The 17,445-nt window shown below is 73.7% G+C and carries 17 protein-coding genes and 1 tRNA gene; 6 read left to right on the top strand and 12 right to left on the bottom strand.

The genetic code is table 11. The annotated features are described in order from the left end of the window. Positions 1 to 84: 84 nt before the first annotated feature. Both rpmE and ACQZ2A_RS19420 read right to left on the bottom strand, forming a co-directional pair. Positions 85 to 300 carry a 50S ribosomal protein L31 gene (gene rpmE / locus ACQZ2A_RS19415; RefSeq protein ID WP_430214308.1) on the bottom strand — a complete coding sequence of 72 codons (216 nt, stop codon included), beginning with the start codon at positions 298 to 300 and terminating at the stop codon, positions 85 to 87. 214 nt (positions 301 to 514) lie between these two features. After that, complete coding sequence (locus ACQZ2A_RS19420) at positions 515 to 961, bottom strand: sensor histidine kinase (RefSeq protein WP_430214310.1); 447 nt, start codon at positions 959 to 961, stop codon at positions 515 to 517. Positions 962 to 1,126: 165 nt separating this feature from the next. Between ACQZ2A_RS19420 and ACQZ2A_RS19425 the strand changes: the two genes are divergently transcribed. Continuing rightward, the gene (locus ACQZ2A_RS19425) at positions 1,127 to 1,981 is read left to right on the top strand and encodes an LLM class flavin-dependent oxidoreductase (protein WP_430214312.1); all 855 of its coding nucleotides are present in this window, start codon (positions 1,127 to 1,129) and stop codon (positions 1,979 to 1,981) included. Beyond that, the gene (locus ACQZ2A_RS19430; protein WP_430214314.1) at positions 1,978 to 2,460 is read left to right on the top strand and encodes a GNAT family N-acetyltransferase; all 483 of its coding nucleotides are present in this window, start codon (positions 1,978 to 1,980) and stop codon (positions 2,458 to 2,460) included. Before ACQZ2A_RS19425 ends, ACQZ2A_RS19430 begins: the two co-directional genes overlap by 4 nt. A gap of 61 nt (positions 2,461 to 2,521) precedes the next feature. Here ACQZ2A_RS19430 and rho read toward each other — a convergent pair whose 3' ends face one another. The 7 genes from rho to ACQZ2A_RS19465 form a co-directional block, all read right to left on the bottom strand. Next, complete coding sequence (gene rho / locus ACQZ2A_RS19435; RefSeq protein WP_430214340.1) at positions 2,522 to 4,300, bottom strand: transcription termination factor Rho; 1,779 nt, start codon at positions 4,298 to 4,300, stop codon at positions 2,522 to 2,524. A gap of 293 nt (positions 4,301 to 4,593) precedes the next feature. After that, positions 4,594 to 5,529, bottom strand: coding sequence for a homoserine kinase (gene thrB, locus ACQZ2A_RS19440; protein ID WP_430214316.1), 936 nt, complete (start codon positions 5,527 to 5,529; stop codon positions 4,594 to 4,596). After that, entirely contained in the window at positions 5,526 to 6,629 is a 1,104-nt protein-coding gene (thrC, locus tag ACQZ2A_RS19445) for a threonine synthase (protein ID WP_430214318.1), read from the bottom strand. The genes thrB and thrC overlap by 4 nt, the downstream gene beginning before the upstream one ends. A 1-nt stretch (position 6,630) precedes the next feature. Beyond that, positions 6,631 to 7,944 (bottom strand): homoserine dehydrogenase, encoded by a 1,314-nt coding sequence (locus ACQZ2A_RS19450; protein ID WP_430214342.1) that lies wholly within the window; start codon positions 7,942 to 7,944, stop codon positions 6,631 to 6,633. A 29-nt stretch (positions 7,945 to 7,973) separates the two neighbouring features. Next, complete coding sequence (gene lysA / locus ACQZ2A_RS19455; RefSeq protein ID WP_430214320.1) at positions 7,974 to 9,413, bottom strand: diaminopimelate decarboxylase; 1,440 nt, start codon at positions 9,411 to 9,413, stop codon at positions 7,974 to 7,976. Between the two features lie 11 nt (positions 9,414 to 9,424). Beyond that, positions 9,425 to 11,071 (bottom strand): arginine--tRNA ligase, encoded by a 1,647-nt coding sequence (gene argS, locus ACQZ2A_RS19460; protein ID WP_430214322.1) that lies wholly within the window; start codon positions 11,069 to 11,071, stop codon positions 9,425 to 9,427. A 10-nt stretch (positions 11,072 to 11,081) separates the two neighbouring features. Then, positions 11,082 to 11,510 (bottom strand): response regulator, encoded by a 429-nt coding sequence (locus tag ACQZ2A_RS19465; RefSeq protein WP_430214324.1) that lies wholly within the window; start codon positions 11,508 to 11,510, stop codon positions 11,082 to 11,084. A gap of 68 nt (positions 11,511 to 11,578) precedes the next feature. Between ACQZ2A_RS19465 and ACQZ2A_RS19470 the strand changes: the two genes are divergently transcribed. Then, positions 11,579 to 11,650 (top strand) — tRNA-Arg (locus tag ACQZ2A_RS19470). Positions 11,651 to 11,793: 143 nt separating this feature from the next. Further along, the gene (locus tag ACQZ2A_RS19475) at positions 11,794 to 12,543 is read left to right on the top strand and encodes a ZIP family metal transporter (protein ID WP_430214326.1); all 750 of its coding nucleotides are present in this window, start codon (positions 11,794 to 11,796) and stop codon (positions 12,541 to 12,543) included. Here ACQZ2A_RS19475 and ACQZ2A_RS19480 read toward each other — a convergent pair. The 3 genes from ACQZ2A_RS19480 to ACQZ2A_RS19490 form a co-directional block, all read right to left on the bottom strand. Continuing rightward, positions 12,524 to 12,970, bottom strand: a complete 447-nt coding sequence (locus tag ACQZ2A_RS19480) for a hypothetical protein (RefSeq protein WP_430214328.1) — start codon at positions 12,968 to 12,970, stop codon at positions 12,524 to 12,526. The two genes, ACQZ2A_RS19475 and ACQZ2A_RS19480, sit on opposite strands and share 20 nt — an antisense overlap. Positions 12,971 to 13,059: 89 nt before the next feature. After that, positions 13,060 to 14,091 carry a hemolysin family protein gene (locus ACQZ2A_RS19485; RefSeq protein WP_430214330.1) on the bottom strand — a complete coding sequence of 344 codons (1,032 nt, stop codon included), beginning with the start codon at positions 14,089 to 14,091 and terminating at the stop codon, positions 13,060 to 13,062. Next, complete coding sequence (locus tag ACQZ2A_RS19490; RefSeq protein ID WP_430214331.1) at positions 14,088 to 15,425, bottom strand: hemolysin family protein; 1,338 nt, start codon at positions 15,423 to 15,425, stop codon at positions 14,088 to 14,090. Before ACQZ2A_RS19490 ends, ACQZ2A_RS19485 begins: the two co-directional genes overlap by 4 nt. Before the next feature lie 165 nt (positions 15,426 to 15,590). On the opposite strand from ACQZ2A_RS19490, the gene ACQZ2A_RS19495 reads away from it, so the two are divergent. Together ACQZ2A_RS19495 and ACQZ2A_RS19500 are read left to right on the top strand one after the other, a co-directional pair. After that, positions 15,591 to 16,571, top strand: coding sequence for an ABC transporter ATP-binding protein (locus ACQZ2A_RS19495; protein ID WP_430214333.1), 981 nt, complete (start codon positions 15,591 to 15,593; stop codon positions 16,569 to 16,571). Then, positions 16,568 to 17,359, top strand: coding sequence for an ABC transporter permease (locus ACQZ2A_RS19500; RefSeq protein ID WP_430214335.1), 792 nt, complete (start codon positions 16,568 to 16,570; stop codon positions 17,357 to 17,359). Before ACQZ2A_RS19495 ends, ACQZ2A_RS19500 begins: the two co-directional genes overlap by 4 nt. Positions 17,360 to 17,445: the final 86 nt, after the last annotated feature.

Consider the following 17,445-nt stretch of genomic DNA (forward strand, 5'->3'; position numbering starts at 1 on the left):
CGGGGGCCTCCTGGTGACGTGGGCGGGTGGGAACACGAACGCGCCGGCCCGCCCTCGAGGGGGCGGACCGGCGCGTCGGGGGTGCTACTTGGCGGCCTTCTTGCCGTAGCGGGCCTCGAACCGGGCCACGCGGCCGCCGGTGTCGAGAATCTTCTGCTTGCCCGTGTAGAACGGGTGGCAGTTGCTGCAGACGTCGGCGTGGATGCTGCCGTTGGCCGCGGTGCTGCGCGTGGTGAACGTGTTGCCACAGGTGCAGGTGACCGTGGTCTCGACGTAGGTCGGGTGGATGTCCTTCTTCACGAAACTCTCTCCTTGGCTGATACCGGGTCGGCGGGTCCAGCACCGTGCTGCAAACCCTTGGCGCCCCGACTGCGACCCTCGTGGGGAGGTCGCTCAGGAAACGCGTCACTGCCGTGAACCGGTCCAGCGGTCCAGTGTGCCAGAGATGCACACGGTGTCCTAAACCGCGTCGGGGGCGGCCGCATTCCCCAGATCGGACACGGGGACGGGGCGCTCAGACCGCGACGAGGTGCCGTCCCGGAGCGGCTGCCGGCCAGGTGAGCGCGACGTCGTTGCCGACGCCCGCCACCGTGGTGACGTCGAGCCGGCCGCCGAGGGCCTCCACGGCCTCCCGCGTGACGCCTCCGTCGGAGGCCGCCGGGGCGACACCCGGGCCGGTGTCGGCGAGGCGCAGCGTGACCAGCCCCGCGTCGCGGGTCAGGGAGAGCGCCACCTCGGTGCCGGGCGCCAGGGTGACCACCGCGCGGGCGAGCACCGAGACGACGAGGTCGTGCCACGCCACCGAGGGGAGCGCGACGTCGAGCGGCTCGTCGTCCAGGTCGACGGTCAGGAGGAGGGAGCGGCGGCACGCGGCGGCAGCGAGGGTGGTGACGGCGTCGACGAGCAGGGCGGCGAGGTCGGGGACCTCGGTCGGGTGCGCGGTGGCGGGCTGGGCGGACATCGGGACTCCTTCCGGTCCCTCGGCGGTGACGTGCCGCCACGCTAGGGACCCGCCCCCGGGCGGGGTCCAGCCCCCGGGCCGAGGTCGGGCCGTTCGCCCGATGGGCCCCTCCACCGGTCATCCGTCGGGACCGGGTCGTCGGACCCAGCCGATACCGTCGGGTGGATGAGGTTCGGAGTCGTCGTCCCGTGGGCCACCGAGCGCGAGTTCACCGAGCTCGCCGCCGTCGCCGAGGAGGCGGGGTGGGACCAGGTCTTCTCGTGGGAGGCGGTCTGGGGCCAGGACGCCTGGGTCACCCTCGGCGCGGCGGCGATGGCCACCGAGCGCATCCGGCTCGGCACGCTGCTCACCCCTGCCGCGCGGTACCGGCCGTGGGACCTCGCCTCGCGCGTGGCCTCCGTCGACCGGCTCTCGGGCGGGCGCGTCACGCTCGGGGTCGGGCTCGGCGCCCTCCACGGCAACTGGCTGGCCTTCGAGGAGGACGAGGGGCGCGCCACCCGGGCCGCGAAGCTCGACGAGGGCCTGGCCGTCTACGCCGGGCTGATGGGCGGCCAGCCGTTCGAGTACGCCGGCAAGCACTACAGCGCGCGCCCGGTCACCGAGCTCGTCCCGGCACCACCGGTGCAGACCCCGCACCCGCCGGTGTGGTGCGTCGGGATGCTCGTGCCCGGCCGCGACCGGCAGCGCTCCCTCGAGCGCGCGGCCCGCTGGCAGGGCGTCTTCCCCGCCGTCGCCGGGGGCACCCTCGAGGACCCCGGGTCGCGGCTGACCCACGACACGCTGCGCGAGCTCGTCGAGCGCATCGGCGTGCTCCGGGCCGACGCCGGGCAGACGATGGAGGGCTACGACGTCGTCGTCGAGGGCGACAGCCACGGGTCGTTCGGCGAGACCCGCCCGCCCGTGCAGGCCTGGGCGGACGCCGGCGCCACCTGGTGGGTCGAGTCGTGGTGGGACCTGCCCGACGACGCCGACGGCCGGGCCGAGCTGCGCCGCCGGATCGCCCTCGGCCCGCAGCGGTGACGAGCCCGCTCGTCCGGGAGGCCACCCGGGCGGACGCCGACGCCCTCGTCACCCTGCGTGCGCTGATGTTCGAGGCGATGGGCACCGACCCCGCCGCGCTCGAGCACCCCGTCTGGCGGGTGCGCGCCCGCGACTGGTTCCTCGAGGCGGTCGGGGCCGCCGCGGTGCGGGTCGTCGTCGCCGAGGTCGACGCGGTGGTGGCCTCGAGCGCGGTCGGGGAGGTCACGGCGCTGGCCCCCGGGCCCTCGACCCCCAACGGCTCGGTCGGCCTGCTCTCCAACGTCGCCACGCTCCCGCAGCACCGCGGGCTGGGACTGGCCGCGGCGTGCACCGACGACGTGCTCGCGTGGTTCCGCGAGCACACCGACGTCACGCGCGTCGACCTCTTCGCCACCGAGGCAGGGGCCCGCGTCTACGCTCCGCGCGGGTTCGTCACCGTGTCCCAGCCGGCGATGCGGCGGAGGGTCGAGCGGCTCTGACGCACGACGCCCCCGGTCCCGCAGGGTGCGGGCCGGGGGCGTGCGTCGAGGAGGTCGCCGCTCAGGCGTCGTCCTCGTCGAGCTTGATCGAGCTCGTCTGCTGCACCTGCATCAGGAACTCGTAGTTGTTCTTCGTCTTCTTGATGCGGTCCAGCAGCAGCTCGATGCCCTGCTGGGAGTCCAGCGCGGCGAGGACGCGGCGCAGCTTCCACATGATCTTGAGCTCCTCGGGCGCGAGGAGGATCTCCTCGCGGCGCGTGCCCGAGTTGTTGACGTCGACCGCGGGGAAGATGCGGCGGTTGGCCAGACCCCGGTCGAGCTTGAGCTCCATGTTGCCGGTGCCCTTGAACTCCTCGAAGATCACCTCGTCCATCCGCGAGCCGGTCTCGACGAGCGCGGTGGCGAGAATGGTCAGCGAGCCGCCGTTCTCGATGTTGCGCGCGGCGCCGAAGAACTTCTTCGGCGGGTAGAGCGCGGCCGAGTCGACACCACCGGAGAGGATGCGCCCGCTCGCCGGGGCGGCGAGGTTGTAGGCGCGACCGAGCTTGGTGATGGAGTCGAGGAGCACGACGACGTCGTGACCCATCTCGACGAGCCGCTTGGCCCGCTCGATGGCGAGCTCGGCGACCGTGGTGTGGTCGTCGGCGGGCCGGTCGAAGGTCGAGGAGATGACCTCGCCCTTGACGGCGCGCTGCATGTCGGTGACCTCCTCCGGACGCTCGTCGACGAGGACGACCATGAGGTGGCACTCGGGGTTGTTCGTCGTGATGGCGTTGGCGATGGACTGCATGACCATCGTCTTGCCGGCCTTGGCCGGGGCGACGATGAGCCCGCGCTGGCCCTTGCCGATGGGGGCCACGAGGTCGATGATCCGCGTCGTGATGATGCTCTGCTCGGTCTCCAGGCGCAGGCGGTCCTGCGGGTAGAGCGGCGTGAGCTTGCCGAACTCGGGGCGACGGCGGGCGTCGTCCGGGGTCATCGCGTTGACGGTCTCGAGGCGCGCGAGCGGGGTGTACTTCGCCCGGTTGTTGCGCGAGCCGACGGTCTGCTGCTGGGGCTCCTCGCCCTCGCGCGCGGCCTTGATCGAGCCGGTGACGGCGTCGCCCTTGCGCAGGCCGTAGCGCTTGACCATCTGCATCGGGACGTAGATGTCGCTGCTGCCCGGCAGGTAGCCCGTGGTGCGCACGAAGGCGTAGCTGTCGAGGATGTCGAGGATGCCCGCGACCGGCACGAGGACGTCGTCCTCGTGGATCTGGGGCTCGCCCTCGACCTGCTGCGGGGCCGGCCCGCCGTCCTGGCCGCGACGCTTGTCGCGGTTGCGACCGCGGTTGCGGCGGCGGCGGCCGCCGCGGCCCTCCTCGTCGTCGTCGCGACGCTGCTGCTGGTTGCCCTGGTGCTGGCCACCCTGCTGCTGGCGGTCCTGGCGGTCCTGGCGGTCCCCACGGTCCTGGCGGTCCCCGCGGTCCTGGCGCTCGCCCTGCTGACGGTCGCGGCCCTGCTGCTGGTCGCGGTCGCCGCGCTCGCGGGTCTGCTGCTGGCCCTGCTCGCCGTCGCGACCCTCGCCGTCCCGGCGCTGCTCGCGCCGGTCCTGGCGCTCGGAGCGCTCCTGGCGGTCCGGGCGCTCGGCCCGCTCCTCGCGCGGCCGGTCGGCCGGGGCCCCCTCGCGGCGGGCCACGGGGGCCTCGTCACGCCGCTCCTGGCGCGGGCGCTCCTGGGCGGCGGGTCCGCTCTCGCCGTTCTGGCGGGCGCGGATGGCGGCGACGAGGTCGCCCTTGCGCATCTTGGCGGTGCCGCTGATGCCCATGCTCGAGGCGAGGCCCTGCAGCTCGGCGAGCCGCATGGCGGAGAGGGCACCGGAGCGGCGTGCTCCCCCGGCCGATGCCGTGGCCTCGAGGGTGGTGGTGTCTGTCACGAAGGATCCTTCCCCTCGTTCGTGGACCGGCTCGAATGGCCGGTCTGGTGGAAGTGACCACGCACGGGCGAGCAGCCGAGAGGGCTGGTGGTTCAGCCGTGGTACGTGGGGGGCGTTCCGTAGCAGGCAGCGGGCAGAGGGCCCGGCATCGGCCGCGGACGCAGGTCCCACAGTACCACCGGGACGGCCCGGGGCGGGGCAGGCGGCGGAGAACCCGCCGGTCAGCCGCCTCCCAGCACCTCGAGGGCGGCGCCCCGCGCCGGGATGCCCGGCGTGAGCACGCGCCACCCGGTGGGCCCGTGGGCGCACACCGTCTCGAGCCGCTCGCGACGCGCGAGCACGAGCACCGACGGACCGGCCCCCGAGATCGCCGCGGCGTGGCCGTCGGCGCGCAGGGCGTCGACCAGGGCCATCGAGGCGGGGTAGGACGCCCGGCGCGCCTCCTGGTGCAGCCAGTCCCGGGTCGCCTCGACGAGGTGCTCGGGCGCGGCGCCCACCGCGTGCGCCAGGAGTGCGGCGCGGGCCGAGTTGGCGACGGCGTCGGCGAGCCGCACCTGCTGCGGCAGGACCGAGCGGGCCCGCGCGGTGGAGAGCTGGGTGTCCGGCGCGAAGACGACCGGCTCGACGTCGGGGTGCACGGGCAGGCGCACCGTGGTCGTGCCCGCCTCCTCGGTCCACGACAGCGTGACCCCGCCGTAGACGCTCGCGGACGCGTTGTCCGGGTGCCCCTCGAGGCGCGCGGCGAGCGAGTTGGCGACGGAGAGGTCGACCTCTCCCCCGTCACCCGCCGACGCCGAGGCCAGCCCGAGCGCGGCGACGATGCCGGTCACGATGGCCGTGGCCGACGAGCCCATCCCGCGGCCGTGCGGCACCGCGTTGACGCACTCGAGCCGGAGCCCGACCGGGGCCGGCACATCCGCCTCCGCCCACGCCGCGCGCATCGCGCGGTGCACGAGATGGCTCTCGTCGAGGGGCACCGCACCGGCCCCCTCCCCCTCGACGACGACGACGAGGCCGGGCGCGTCGGTGACCGTCGCGCGGCAGTGGTCCCACACGCCGAGGGCGCAGCCGACGGAGTCGAAGCCGGGCCCGAGGTTGGCGCTGCTCGCCGGGACGCGCACCTCGACGGCGACGCCCGGGCGCAGCACCTCGCTCACCCCTCGAGCCCGAGCGCGGCCGCGACGGAGTAGGCGTCGACCGGCACGCGGACCGGCTGCACGTCGGAGCCGTCCGCGGTGCGCAGCGCCCACTGCGGGTCCTTGAGGCCGTGACCGGTGACGGTGCAGACGATCGTCGCGTCCTGCGGCACGCGTCCGGCGCGGTGCATCTTCAGCAGGCCGGCGATGCTCGCGGCGGACCCGGGCTCGACGAAGACGCCCTCGGTGGAGGACAGCACGCGGTGCGCCTCGAGGATCTCGTCGTCGGTGACGGAGTCGATGACCCCGCCGGACTCGTCGCGGGCGGCCTCGGCCTGCCTCCACGAGGCGGGGTTGCCGATGCGGATGGCGGTGGCGATGGTCTCGGGGTGGTCGACGGGGTGCCCGAGGACGATCGGCGCGGCCCCCGCGGCCTGGAAGCCCCACATCTGCGGGCGTCGGGTGGCGACCGGCGGGAGCATCGAGCCATCGGATCCGGCTGTCTCGGAAGCGTACTCGGTGTACCCCTTCCAGTAGGCCGTGATGTTCCCCGCGTTGCCGACGGGCAGGACGTGGATGTCCGGCGCGTCGCCGAGGGCGTCGACGACCTCGAAGGCGGCCGTCTTCTGGCCCTCGATGCGGGCCGGGTTGACCGAGTTGACGAGCTCGACCGGGTAGGACTCGGCCAGCTTGCGGGCCACCGTGAGGCAGTCGTCGAAGTTGCCCTCGACCTGGATGAGGGTGGCGCCGTGGGCGATCGCCTGGCTGAGCTTGCCCATCGCGATCTTGCCGTCGGGCACGAGCACGGCGCAGGTCATCCCCGCCTTGACGGCGTACGCGGCGGCGCTGGCGCTGGTGTTGCCGGTGCTCGCGCAGATGACCGCCTTCGCACCGTTCAGCTTGGCGGCGGAGATGGCGGCCGTCATCCCGCGGTCCTTGAAGGAGGCCGTCGGGTTGAGGCCCTCGTACTTGACGAGGACGTTGGCCCCCGTCGTCACCGAGAGGTTCTCGCAGGGGATGAGCGGCGTGCCACCTTCGTGCAGGGTGACGACGGGCGCCCCTGCGAGAGAGGGCAACCGGTCGGCGTACTCGCGGATGACTCCGCGCCACTGGTGGGCCACGTCAGGCTCCTTCCACACGCATGACGGAGGCGACGTCGTCCACCGCGTCGAGCGCGGCGAGGGCGTCGACGGTGGCCGACAGGGCGGCATCGCTCGCCCGGTGGGTCACGACGATGAGCTTCGCGCGCCCCTCCCCCTCGGGGTCGGCCTGCTGGCGGACGGTCTCGATGGAGACCCCGTGCTCGGCGAAGGCCGCGGCCACCTGGGCGAGCACGCCCGGGCGGTCGGCGACGTCGAGGCTGATGTGGTACCTCGTGACGGCGCGGCCCATGTCGACGACCGGCAGGTCGGCGTAGGCCGACTCCCCCGGTCCGCGGCCGCCCGCGACCCGGTGCCGCGCGACGGCGACGACGTCACCGAGCACCGCCGAGGCTGTGGGGTCGCCCCCGGCGCCGCGGCCGTAGAACATCAGCTCGCCGGCGGCCTCGGCCTCGACGAAGACGGCGTTGAAGGCCTCGCGGACGCTGGCCAGCGGGTGCGAGCGCGGCACCATCGCGGGGTGGACGCGCACGCTGACGGCGTCCTGCCCGTCCGCGGTGACCCGCTCGCAGATGGCGAGCAGCTTGACGACGCAGTCGTTCTCGCGCGCGGCGCGGATGTCGGCGGCCGTCACCTCGCTGATCCCCTCGCGGTGCACGTCGGAGGACGAGACCCGCGTGTGGAAGGCCATGCTCGCGAGGATGGCGGCCTTCGCGGCGGCGTCGAAGCCCTCGACGTCGGCGGTGGGGTCGGCCTCGGCGTACCCGAGGGCCTGGGCCTGCTCGACGGTCTCGGCGAACCCGGCACCGGAGACGTCCATCTTGTCGAGGACGAAGTTCGTCGTGCCGTTGACGATCCCCATCACCTTGCGGACGTGGTCGCCGGCCAGCGACTCCTGCACGGGCCGCAGGATCGGGATGGCACCGGCCACGGCCGCCTCGTAGTAGAGGTCGACGCCGTGCCGGGCGGCGGACTCGAAGAGCGTCGGGCCGTCCTCCGCTAGCAGGGCCTTGTTGGCGGAGACCACCGAGGCGCCGTGCTCCATCGCCCGCAGGATGAGGCCGCGGGCGGGGTCGATGCCTCCGATCACCTCGATGACCACGTCGGCGCGGGCGACGAGCTCGTCGGCGTCCGCGGTGAAGAGCGAGGGGTCGACGGGGACGTCGGGGCGCGGGCGCTGCGGGCGGCGGACGGCGATGCCGACCAGCTCGAGGCGGGCACCGGCCCGGGCGGCGAGGTCGTCGGCCTGCTCGACGAGCATCCGGGCGACGGAGGAGCCGACGACGCCGCAGCCGAGCAGGGCGACGCGCAGGGGGGCGCCGGGTTCGTGGGCCATCGCGGGCTGGGTCTCCTGGGTCTCGGGGCTCACGCGTCCGCCACGTCGAGGGCGAGCAGGTCGTCGATAGTCTCACGGCGGACGATGACCCGGCTCTCGCCTCCGCGGACCGCGACGACGGGCGGGCGCGGCGTGTGGTTGTACTGGCTGGACAGGCTGCGGCAGTAGGCGCCGGTGCCCGGCACGGCGATGAGGTCGCCGGGGCGGACGTCGGCCGGGAGGTACTCGTCGAGGACGACGATGTCGCCGCTCTCGCAGTGCCGGCCGACCACGCGGGCGAGCACCGGCTCGGCGGTGGAGTACCGGTTGGCCAGCGTGCACGAGTAGTCGGCCTCGTAGAGGGCGGGCCGGGCGTTGTCGCTCATTCCGCCGTCGACGGCGACGTAGGTGCGGGCGTGGCCGCCGCCGAGCTCGACGCGCTTGACGGTGCCGACCTCGTAGAGCGTGAAGGTGCTCGGGCCGACGATGGCGCGCCCGGGCTCGACCGAGACCCGCGGCACGCGGCTGTTGTCGCCGTCGCCGAGGGCCTTGAACTCGCGCTCGACGATGTCGGCCATCGCGTCGGCGAGGACGTCGGGCGGCAGCGGCGTGTGCTGCGAGGTGTAGGCGATGCCGTAGCCGCCGCCGAGGTCGATCTCCGGCATCGAGACGCCGTGCTCGGCCTCGACCTTCGCGTGCAGGCCGACCAGGCGGTGGATGGCCGCCTCGAAGCCGCCGGTGTCGAAGATCTGGCTGCCGATGTGGCTGTGCACGCCGCGCAGGTCGACGGCGTCGGGGTGGGCGAGCAGCCGGGCGAGTGCCTCCTCGGCCTGCCCGCCCGCGAGGCTGAAGCCGAACTTCTGGTCCTCGTGGCCGGTGGCGATGAACTCGTGGGTGTGCGCCTCGACCCCGACGGTGACGCGGACCATGACCGGCGCGCGCACGCCGAGCTCACCGGCGAGCGCGACGACGCGGTCGATCTCGTCGAAGGAGTCGACGACGATGCGGCCGACGCCGTACTCGAGGGCATCGCGCAGCTCGGCGACGGTCTTGTTGTTGCCGTGGAACGCGATCCGCTCCGGCGGGAAGGCGGCGCGGCGGGCCACGGCCAGCTCGCCGCCGGTGCAGACGTCGAGGTGCAGCCCCTCCTCGTCGACCCAGCGGGCGACCGCCGTGCAGAGGAACGCCTTGCCGGCGTAGTACACGTCGGCACCGCCGAAGCGCTCGAAGGAGGACCCGAAGCCGTCGCGGAAAGCCCCTGCGCGGGAACGGAAGTCGTCCTCGTCGAGGACGTAAGCGGCGGTGCCGTGGCGCTCGGCGATGGTCAGGACGTCGAGCCCGGCGACCGTCAGACGACCGTGCTCGTCACGGCCCACGGACGACGCCCAGAGCTGCGGCAGCAGCTCCATGACGTCGCTCGGGTAGGGCAGGTAGAGCGGCGGGCCGCCGTAGCCCTCGGCGTGGAGGGCGCCGGCCTCGTGGGCGCGCACGGGTCAGCCCCTCACATGCGCTCGGGCGCCGAGACGCCGAGCAGGTCGAGGCCGTTGGCGAGCACCTGGCGGGTGGCGTCGTTGAGCCACAACCGGGTCCGGTGGAGGTCGGTGACCTCCTCCTCGGCGTTCATCGGCCGCACGCGGCAGGTGTCGTACCACTTGTGGTACCGCGCGGCGAGGTCCTCGAGGTAGCGCGCCACCCGGTGCGGCTCGCGCAGGTGCGCCGCCTGGGCGACGACCCGCGGGAAGTCGCCGATCACCGCGAGCAGCGTCGCCTCGGTGGGGTCCGTGAGCAGCGAGGCGTCGAAGCCGTCGGCGCGGTGGACGCCGTCCTCGGCCGCCAGCCGTGCGACGTTGGCGGTCCGGGCGTGGGCGTACTGCACGTAGAAGACCGGGTTGTCGTTGGTCTGCTTGCGCAGCTCCTCGCCGTCGAGGCTCAGCGGGCTGTCGGCGGGGTACCGGGCCAGCGAGTAGCGGATGGCGTCGGTGCCGATCCAGCCGATGAGGTCGCGCAGCTCGATGATGTTGCCGGCCCGCTTGGAGAGCTTGGCTCCGTTGAGGTCGACGAGCTGCCCGATGCGGACCTCGATGTTGTGCTCCGGGTCGTCCCCGGCGCAGGCGGCGATGGCCTTGAGCCGGTTGATGTACCCGTGGTGGTCCGCGCCGAGCAGGTAGATCTTCTCGTCGAAGCCGCGGTCCTTCTTGCTCAGGTAGTAGGCGGCGTCGGCGGCGAAGTACGTCGGCTCTCCGTTGGCCCGGATGAGCACGCGGTCACGGTCGTCGGTGAAGTCGGTGGTGCGCAGCCAGACCGCACCCTCCTGGTCGAAGACGTGGCCCTGCTCGCGCAGCCGGGCGACGGCCTCGTCGACGGCCCCGCCGTCGTGGAGGGTCTTCTCGGAGAACCAGACGTCGAAGCGCACCCCGAAGGCGGCGAGGGTGTCCTTGATGTCCTCGAGCTGGGCCGCGTACGCGAGCTCGCGGGCGACGGCCAGCGCCTCGTCGTCCGTGAGGGTCGCGAGGTCGGGCCGGGCCGCGCGGGCCTTTGCGCCGAGCTCGGCCACGTACTCACCCGGGTACCCGCCCTCGGGCGTGGGCTCGCCGCGGACGGCCGCGAGCACCGACGCGGCGAACTTGTCCATCTGGGCGCCGTTGTCGTTGATGTAGTACTCGCTGGTCACCCGGGCGCCCGAGGCCGAGAGCAGCCGCGCCATCGCGTCGCCGAGCGCCGCCCACCGGGTGTGCCCCAAGTGGAGGGGACCCGTGGGGTTGGCCGAGATGTACTCGAGGTTGATGACGTGCCCGGCCTCGGAGTCGTTGCGGCCGTAGGCGGTTCCGGCGTCGACGACGGAGCGCGCGAGCTCGCCGGCGGACGCGGCGTCGAGGGTGATGTTGAGGAAGCCCGGGCCGGCGACGTCGACGGCGGCGACGCCGTCGGCGGCACGCAGGTGCGTGGCGAGGGTCGTGGCGAGGTCGCGCGGGGGCATCCCGGCGCCCTTGGCGAGCTGGAGGGCGACGTTCGTGGACCAGTCCCCGTGGTCGCGGTTGCGCGGACGCTCGACCCTGACCTCGTCGGGCACGGTGACGGCGAGGTCACCGGAGTCGACGGCGGACTGGAGGGCGCCGCGGATGGCGGCCGAGAGCTCTTCGGGGGTCACCCGGGCAAGTCTACGGACGGTCGGTGGGGCCCCGACCGGCCGCCGCGAGGCGTGAGACGGTGGCCACGAGCTCGTCGGGGTCGAACGGCTTGCTGACGTAGGCGTCGAAGCCGGCTCCGCTCACCTCGGGGCTCACGAGGTCGGTGGCCGTCGCGGTGACGAGGACCACGGGCACCGCGTCGAGACGGGGGTGGGACCGGATCGCGGCGATCGCCCACCAGCCGTCGTACGGGGCCATCTGGGAGTCCAGGACGACGACGTCGGGACGTCGCTGCTCCACGTCGATGAGGCGCGACATCGCCTCGTGGCCGTCGGCCGCCTCCTCGACGTCGAAGCCACCCAACTCGAGGTTGATCCGGAGCAGCCGACGGATGGCCTCGGTGTCGTCGCAGACGAGGACGAGGGGCGCGGCTCCGGGGTCCTCCGACCCGGATTCCATGCTGCCAAGCCTAGGCTGCTAGCCTCTCCCCGCGTCGCGGTTTCGAGCCGCGTCACACAATTTTGCCCGCCCCCGTAGCTCAGGGGATAGAGCACCGCCCTCCGGAGGCGGGAGCGCAGGTTCGAATCCTGCCGGGGGCACAGAACGAGCGGCCCGATCTTTCGCGCGAAGCGCGATCGATCGGGCCGCTCTGCTGTGCCACCGGCCGGCACACGGCGTGTCCTGTTCACTCGACGGGGTAGGAAGGGCGCGGACCGACGATGACGACGCCGGAGGAGGACCGATGACGACTGCGGTGGAGGCCGGCCTCTGGGGCCTGCTCGCCGGCGGAGCCCTCGTGCTCGGCGCGCTCGTCGCGTGGTTCGTGCACGTCCCCCGTCAGCTCGTCGCCGGGGTGATGGCCTTCGGCGCCGGCGTGCTCATCTCGGCGCTCTCCTTCGACCTCGTCGACGAGGCCGAGCGCACCGGCGGGCTCGCCCCGACCATCGGCGGCTTCCTCGGTGGCGCGCTCGTGTACTTCCTCGCCAACCTCGCACTGGCGCGCGTCGGCGCCCGGCACCGCAAGCGCTCGCAGGGCCTCCAGCCCTCCGAGGAGGACCAGTCCGGCAGCGGCGCGGCCATCGCCGTCGGGGCCCTCCTCGACGGAGTGCCGGAGTCGGTGGTCCTCGGCCTCAGCCTGCTCGGCGGCCAGGGCGTGGGGGTGTCGGTGCTCGCCGCCATCGCCATCTCGAACCTGCCCGAGGGCCTCTCGAGCGCTGCGGGGATGAAGGCGGCCGGGCGCAGCGCCCGCTACGTCTTCGGGGTCTGGGTCGGCATCGCCGTCGCGAGCGGGCTCGCGGGCCTCCTCGGCGTCCTGCTCCTCGAGGGCGCCTCCCCCGAGACCGTCGCCGCGATCACCGCGGTCGCGGCGGGCGCCATCCTCGCGATGGTCGCGGACACGATGATCCCCGAGGCCTTCGAGCGCACGCACCTGCTGACCGGGCTCGTGACGACGCTCGGCTTCGTCGTCGCCTTCACCCTCGGCCGGCTCTGAGACCCGCCCGTCGACGGCTCCACGCCACGGCGAGGGCCACCTCGAGCAACCCGAGCCCGGCGATGACCGGTTGGAGGAAGAAGTACCGCTGGAGGACCAGCACCTGGACGACGATCCAGAGCACGAGGGCCACACCCGCGAGGAGCCCGGCCCGCGGCGCGTTCCCTCCCCCACGCCACGCCGCGACCGCCGCCAAGGCCTGTGGCACCGCCACCGAGAGGAGCAGCGCGACGCCGGGCAGCAGCCAGGAGTCGACGGGAAGGTGCTCGAGCCACTCCTTCGGCATCCCCATCCCGTCGACCATCAGGCCCACAGCGCCGTAGACGGCGTTGAGCGCGACGAGGACGAGGACGCCGAGCAGGCCGTTCCCCGACCACCCCCGCCCGCGGCGGGTCCCCGGGGGGTGCGGTGCGTGCAGCGTGGTCATGGCAGCCTCCCGCCCATCCTCGCGCCGGCCGGGTGGGCGCGGCGCGAGGACGTGACGGAGCAGACGTCGAGGAGTCCGCGGGGGTGGCGTCAGCCGCGCTGCGAGGCGTCGGAGACCTCGCCGACCAGCTCCTCGATGACGTCCTCGAGGAAGACGACCCCGACGATCCCGCCGTCGGCGTCGACGACCCGCGCGACGTGCGAGCCGCTGTCCTGCATCGTCTGGAGCACCGACTCGACCTCGTCCTCGCGGCGCACCGTCGCGAGCCGGCGGACGCGCTTGGCGGGCACGGGCTCGTGCCGCTCCTCGTCGTCTGCGTAGAGCACGTCCTTGAGGTGCAGGTAGCCGGCGAGGTCGCCGGACGCGTCGAGCACCGGGTAGCGCGAGAACCCGTGGCGGGCGACGAGCCGCTCGATGTCGGCCGGGGTCGCCCCGACGGTCACCGTCACGAGCTCGGCGAGGCGCACGCCGACGTCGGCGGCGTCCTTGTCGGAGAACTCCAGCGCCGCCCCGAGCCGCCGGTAGTCGTGGGCCCCGACGAGGCCCTCGTCGCGCGACTCGTCGAGGATGTGCGCGACCTCCTCGGCGGTGAAGGCCGAGGCGACCTCGTCCTTCGGCTCGACACCGAAGAGCCGGATGACGGCCTTGGCGAGCCAGTCCATCGCGTGGATGACCGGCGCGACGACCTTCGAGACCATGACGAGCGCCGGCACCAGGATCACGGCGGCCCGCTCGGGCCGGGCGATCGAGATGTTCTTCGGGATCATCTCGCCGTAGACGACGTGCAGGAAGACGACCACCGCGAGCGCGAGGGCCAGGGCGACGACGTCGGCGACCGCCGTCGGCAGGCCGGCGGCCTCGACGACCGGGACGAGGACGTGGTGGAGCGCGGCCTCCGAGATGGCACCGAGGAGCACCGAGCACACGGTGATGCCGAGCTGACAGGTGGCGAGCAGGATGCCGGTGCGCTGCAACGCGTCCAGCGCGACCCGGGCGCCCTTGCTGCCGCTCTCGGCGAGCGGCTCGAGCTGGCTCCGACGGGCCGACATCGCGGCGAACTCGGCACCGACGAAGAAGGCGTTGACCACGAGCAGGAGGACGGTCAGCAGGACGGTGCTCACGCCTCGCCCCCGTCCTCGTCGGCCGGGCGGGCGGGCGCGACGCGCACCGGCCGCAGCCGCAGCCGGTCGACCCGATGGCCCTCCATGTCGACGACGCGTGCCGTCCAGCCGTCGACCTCGACCTCGTCACCGACGACGGGAACGCGGCCGAGCGCGGCCATCAGCCAGCCGCCGACGGTCTCGTAGGCCGGCCCCTCGGGGACCTCGACCCCGACCCGGGCCCGCACCTCGTCGGGACGCCAGAGGCCGGGGACGCTCCAGGAGCCGTCCGGCAGACGGCGACCCGTGGTCTGGCCGCGGTCGTGCTCGTCGCTGACCTCGCCGACGATCTCCTCGACGAGGTCCTCGAGCGTCACGACGCCGGACGTGCCTCCGTACTCGTCGACGACGACGGCGAGCTGCATCCCGCTGCCGCGCAGCCGCACGAGGAGGGGGTCGAGGCGCAGGGTCTCGGGGACGAAGACGGCCTCGGTCATCAGTGCCGAGACGGGCACGTCGGCCCGCCGCTCGAACGGCACGGCGATGGCCTTCTTCACGTGGACGATGCCGTCGACGTCGTCCCAGTCGGCGCCGACCACGGGGAAGCGCGAGTGGCCGGTGCGCCGGGCCAGCGCCACGACCTCGGCCGCGGTGGCCGTGCGGTCGACCGACGTGGCCCGCGAGCGCGGGGTCATCACGTCGGCCGCGGTCTGGTCGGCGAAGCCGAGCGAGGCCGTGACGAGGCGCGCGGTGCCCTCGTCCAGGGTGCCGGCGGCCGCCGAGGTACGCACGAGCGAGGCGAGCTCGGCGGGGCTGCGGGCCGCGGACAGCTCCTCCTGCGGCTCGATGCCGAGGGCGCGCAGGGTGCGGTTGGCGACGCCGTTGAGCACGAAGATCAGGGGCTTGGACGCCACGCCGAACCAGTAGACCGGCCCGGCGGAGACCTTGGCGGTGGCCAGCGGCAGCGAGACCGCGAGGGTCTTGGGGATCATCTCGCCGACGATCATCGAGAAGAGCGTGGCGAGCACGAAGGCGGCTCCGGAGGCCACCGACGTGGCGGCGCCGGCCGAGAGGCCGAACCCCTCGAGCGGGCCGGCGAGCAGGACGCCGACCGACGGAGCGGAGATGAAACCGAGGATCAGCGTCGTGAGGGTGATGCCGACCTGGCAGGCGGACAGCTCGGTGGAGAGCTGGCGGTGCGAGCGCAGGACCGAGCGCGCGCCGGGCTCCCCGCCGTCGACGGCACGCTGGACCGCGGGACGGTCGAGGGCCACGAGCGAGAACTCGGCGGCGACGAAGAACGCCGTGCCGATGGTCAGCACGACGCCGAGGACGAGGAGGAGCCAGGGGGTCATCGCAGGCAGGGTCTGGGAGGGTGCATGACCTCTCCAGCGTACGGGCGCGCGCGAGGGTTCCACGCCGCCGCTCCCCCGTCGGACGGAGGGCCGGGTCCACCGGGGGGTTGACCCTCACGTCGCGGGAGGCTGGAAGGATCGGGGCATGACCCCAGGGAGGACACCATGACCACCACGACCGGCAGCCGCGACGGGCTGATCCGGATCCAGGGCCTGACCAAGCGCTTCGGCGACTTCACGGCCGTCGACGACCTGACCTTCGACGTCGAGCCGGGCCGGATCACCGGGTTCCTCGGCCCGAACGGCGCGGGCAAGACGACGACGCTGCGGATGCTCCTCGGGCTGATCCGCCCGACCGGTGGCTCCGCGACGATCGGCGGACGCGACTACGTCTCGATCCCGAACCCGCTGACCACGGTCGGGGCAGCCCTCGAGGCGACGAACTTCCACCCCGGCCGCAGCGGCCGCGACCACCTGCGCGTGCTCGCCGACGCCGCGTCCATCCCGACCGCCCGGGTCGACGAGCTGCTGGAGCTGACCGGCATCCCGGCCGCGGCACGCAAGCGGGCCGGTGGCTACAGCATGGGGATGCGCCAGCGCCTGGGCCTGGCCGCGGCGCTCCTCGGCGACCCCGAGGTGCTCGTCCTCGACGAGCCGGCCAACGGCCTGGACCCCGAGGGCATCCGGTGGCTGCGCGGGTTCCTCAAGCACCTCGCCGGCCAGGGCAAGACCATCCTCGTGTCGAGCCACCTCCTCCAGGAGGTCGCCCAGACGGTCGACGACGTCGTCATCATCGCCAACGGCCGGCTCGTGCGAGCCGGCACGATGGCCGACCTCGAGGGCACCCCGGGCGCCCTCGTCGAGACGAGCGACGCCGCGGCCCTCGCCGGGGCGCTGCGGGTCGCCGACGTCACGAGCACCGTCCAGGAGGACGGCTCGCTCGTGGCCGACACCACCGACCTGCGCCTCGTCGGCGACGTCGCGCTGCGCGCCGGGCTGCCGGTCTACGGGCTCCGCCCGCAGCGGGCCGACCTGGAGACGCTGTACTTCTCGCTGACCGAGGGCACCAACCGCAACCTGGGCGACGCGGCGGTCGCTCCCGCCGAGCGAGACGCCGTCACCGGCGAGGAAGGGGCGAACCTGTGACCACCGCGATCCGCAGCGAGTTCCGCAAGTTCTTCACCACCCGCCTCTGGTGGGGCATGGCCATCGCGATCTTCGTCGGCGGCGCGGCGTTCGCCACCCTCTTCGGCTTCCTGCTGACGTCGGACACCGCGAACCAGCCCGGCGCCCCCACCGGCGACGCCGTCCAGGTCGCCAGCAGCGTCTACACGGGCGGACTCTCGATCGGCTACCTGCTGCTGCTCACCATCGGGGTGCTGCAGATCGGGTCCGAGTACCGGCACAAGACGATCTCGGGCACCTTCCTGGCCACGCCGCGCCGGCTGCGGGCGATGCTCGCCAAGGTCGTCGCGCTGCTCGGCATCGGGGCGATGTACGGGATCATCAGCCTGCTCGGCTCGGTGAGCGTCGGTGCGCTCGTGCTCGGCCTGCGCGACCGCGACGCCTTCCCCTCCGGCACCATCGTGCGCACCCTCGCGCTGAGCCTGCTCGTGCTCGGGCTGTGGGCGCTCATCGGGCTCGGCATCGGCATCCTCATCCCCAACCAGGTGGCGGCACTGCTCATCGGCGTGGGGGTCGCCTGGATCGTCGAGCCCATCCTGGGCTTCGCGATGAACTTCTGGGAGTTCGGCCGCGAGCACGTCGCGCAGTTCCTGCCGTCCTCCGCCACCAACGCGATCGTCAACGCGGTGTCCAACAGCCCGGACGAGGTGCGCCTCGAGTGGTGGGGCGGCGCCCTGGTGCTCATGGCCTACGCGGCCGTGCTGTCCGGCATCGGCATCTGGCGCACGACGCGGGCGGACATCGCCTGAGCAGCACGGCCGTCGAACGACCGTGGGGGGGGGGGGGGGGGGGGGGGGGCGGGGGGGGGGGGGGGGGGGGGGGCGGGGGGGGGGGG

The sequence above is a fragment of the Phycicoccus avicenniae genome (assembly GCF_050496545.1).
In the GTDB taxonomy this organism is placed as follows: domain Bacteria; phylum Actinomycetota; class Actinomycetes; order Actinomycetales; family Dermatophilaceae; genus Phycicoccus; species Phycicoccus avicenniae_A.

Bases quoted from the DNA above. Each gene is read 5' to 3' on its own strand.
- ACQZ2A_RS19490 (WP_430214331.1), bottom strand. From the start codon at position 15,425: ATGACCCCCTGGCTCCTCCTCGTCCTCGGCGTCGTGCTGACCATCGGC.
- ACQZ2A_RS19495 (WP_430214333.1), top strand. From the start codon at position 15,591: ATGACCACCACGACCGGCAGCCGCGACGGGCTGATCCGGATCCAGGGC.
- ACQZ2A_RS19480 (WP_430214328.1), bottom strand. From the start codon at position 12,970: ATGACCACGCTGCACGCACCGCACCCCCCGGGGACCCGCCGCGGGCGG.
- ACQZ2A_RS19465 (WP_430214324.1), bottom strand. From the start codon at position 11,510: ATGGAATCCGGGTCGGAGGACCCCGGAGCCGCGCCCCTCGTCCTCGTC.
- rho (WP_430214340.1), bottom strand. From the start codon at position 4,300: ATGCGGCTCGCCGAGCTGCAGGGCCTCGCCTCGAGCATGGGCATCAGC.
- ACQZ2A_RS19450 (WP_430214342.1), bottom strand. From the start codon at position 7,944: ATGGCCCACGAACCCGGCGCCCCCCTGCGCGTCGCCCTGCTCGGCTGC.
- ACQZ2A_RS19420 (WP_430214310.1), bottom strand. From the start codon at position 961: ATGTCCGCCCAGCCCGCCACCGCGCACCCGACCGAGGTCCCCGACCTC.
- ACQZ2A_RS19425 (WP_430214312.1), top strand. From the start codon at position 1,127: ATGAGGTTCGGAGTCGTCGTCCCGTGGGCCACCGAGCGCGAGTTCACC.
- ACQZ2A_RS19475 (WP_430214326.1), top strand. From the start codon at position 11,794: ATGACGACTGCGGTGGAGGCCGGCCTCTGGGGCCTGCTCGCCGGCGGA.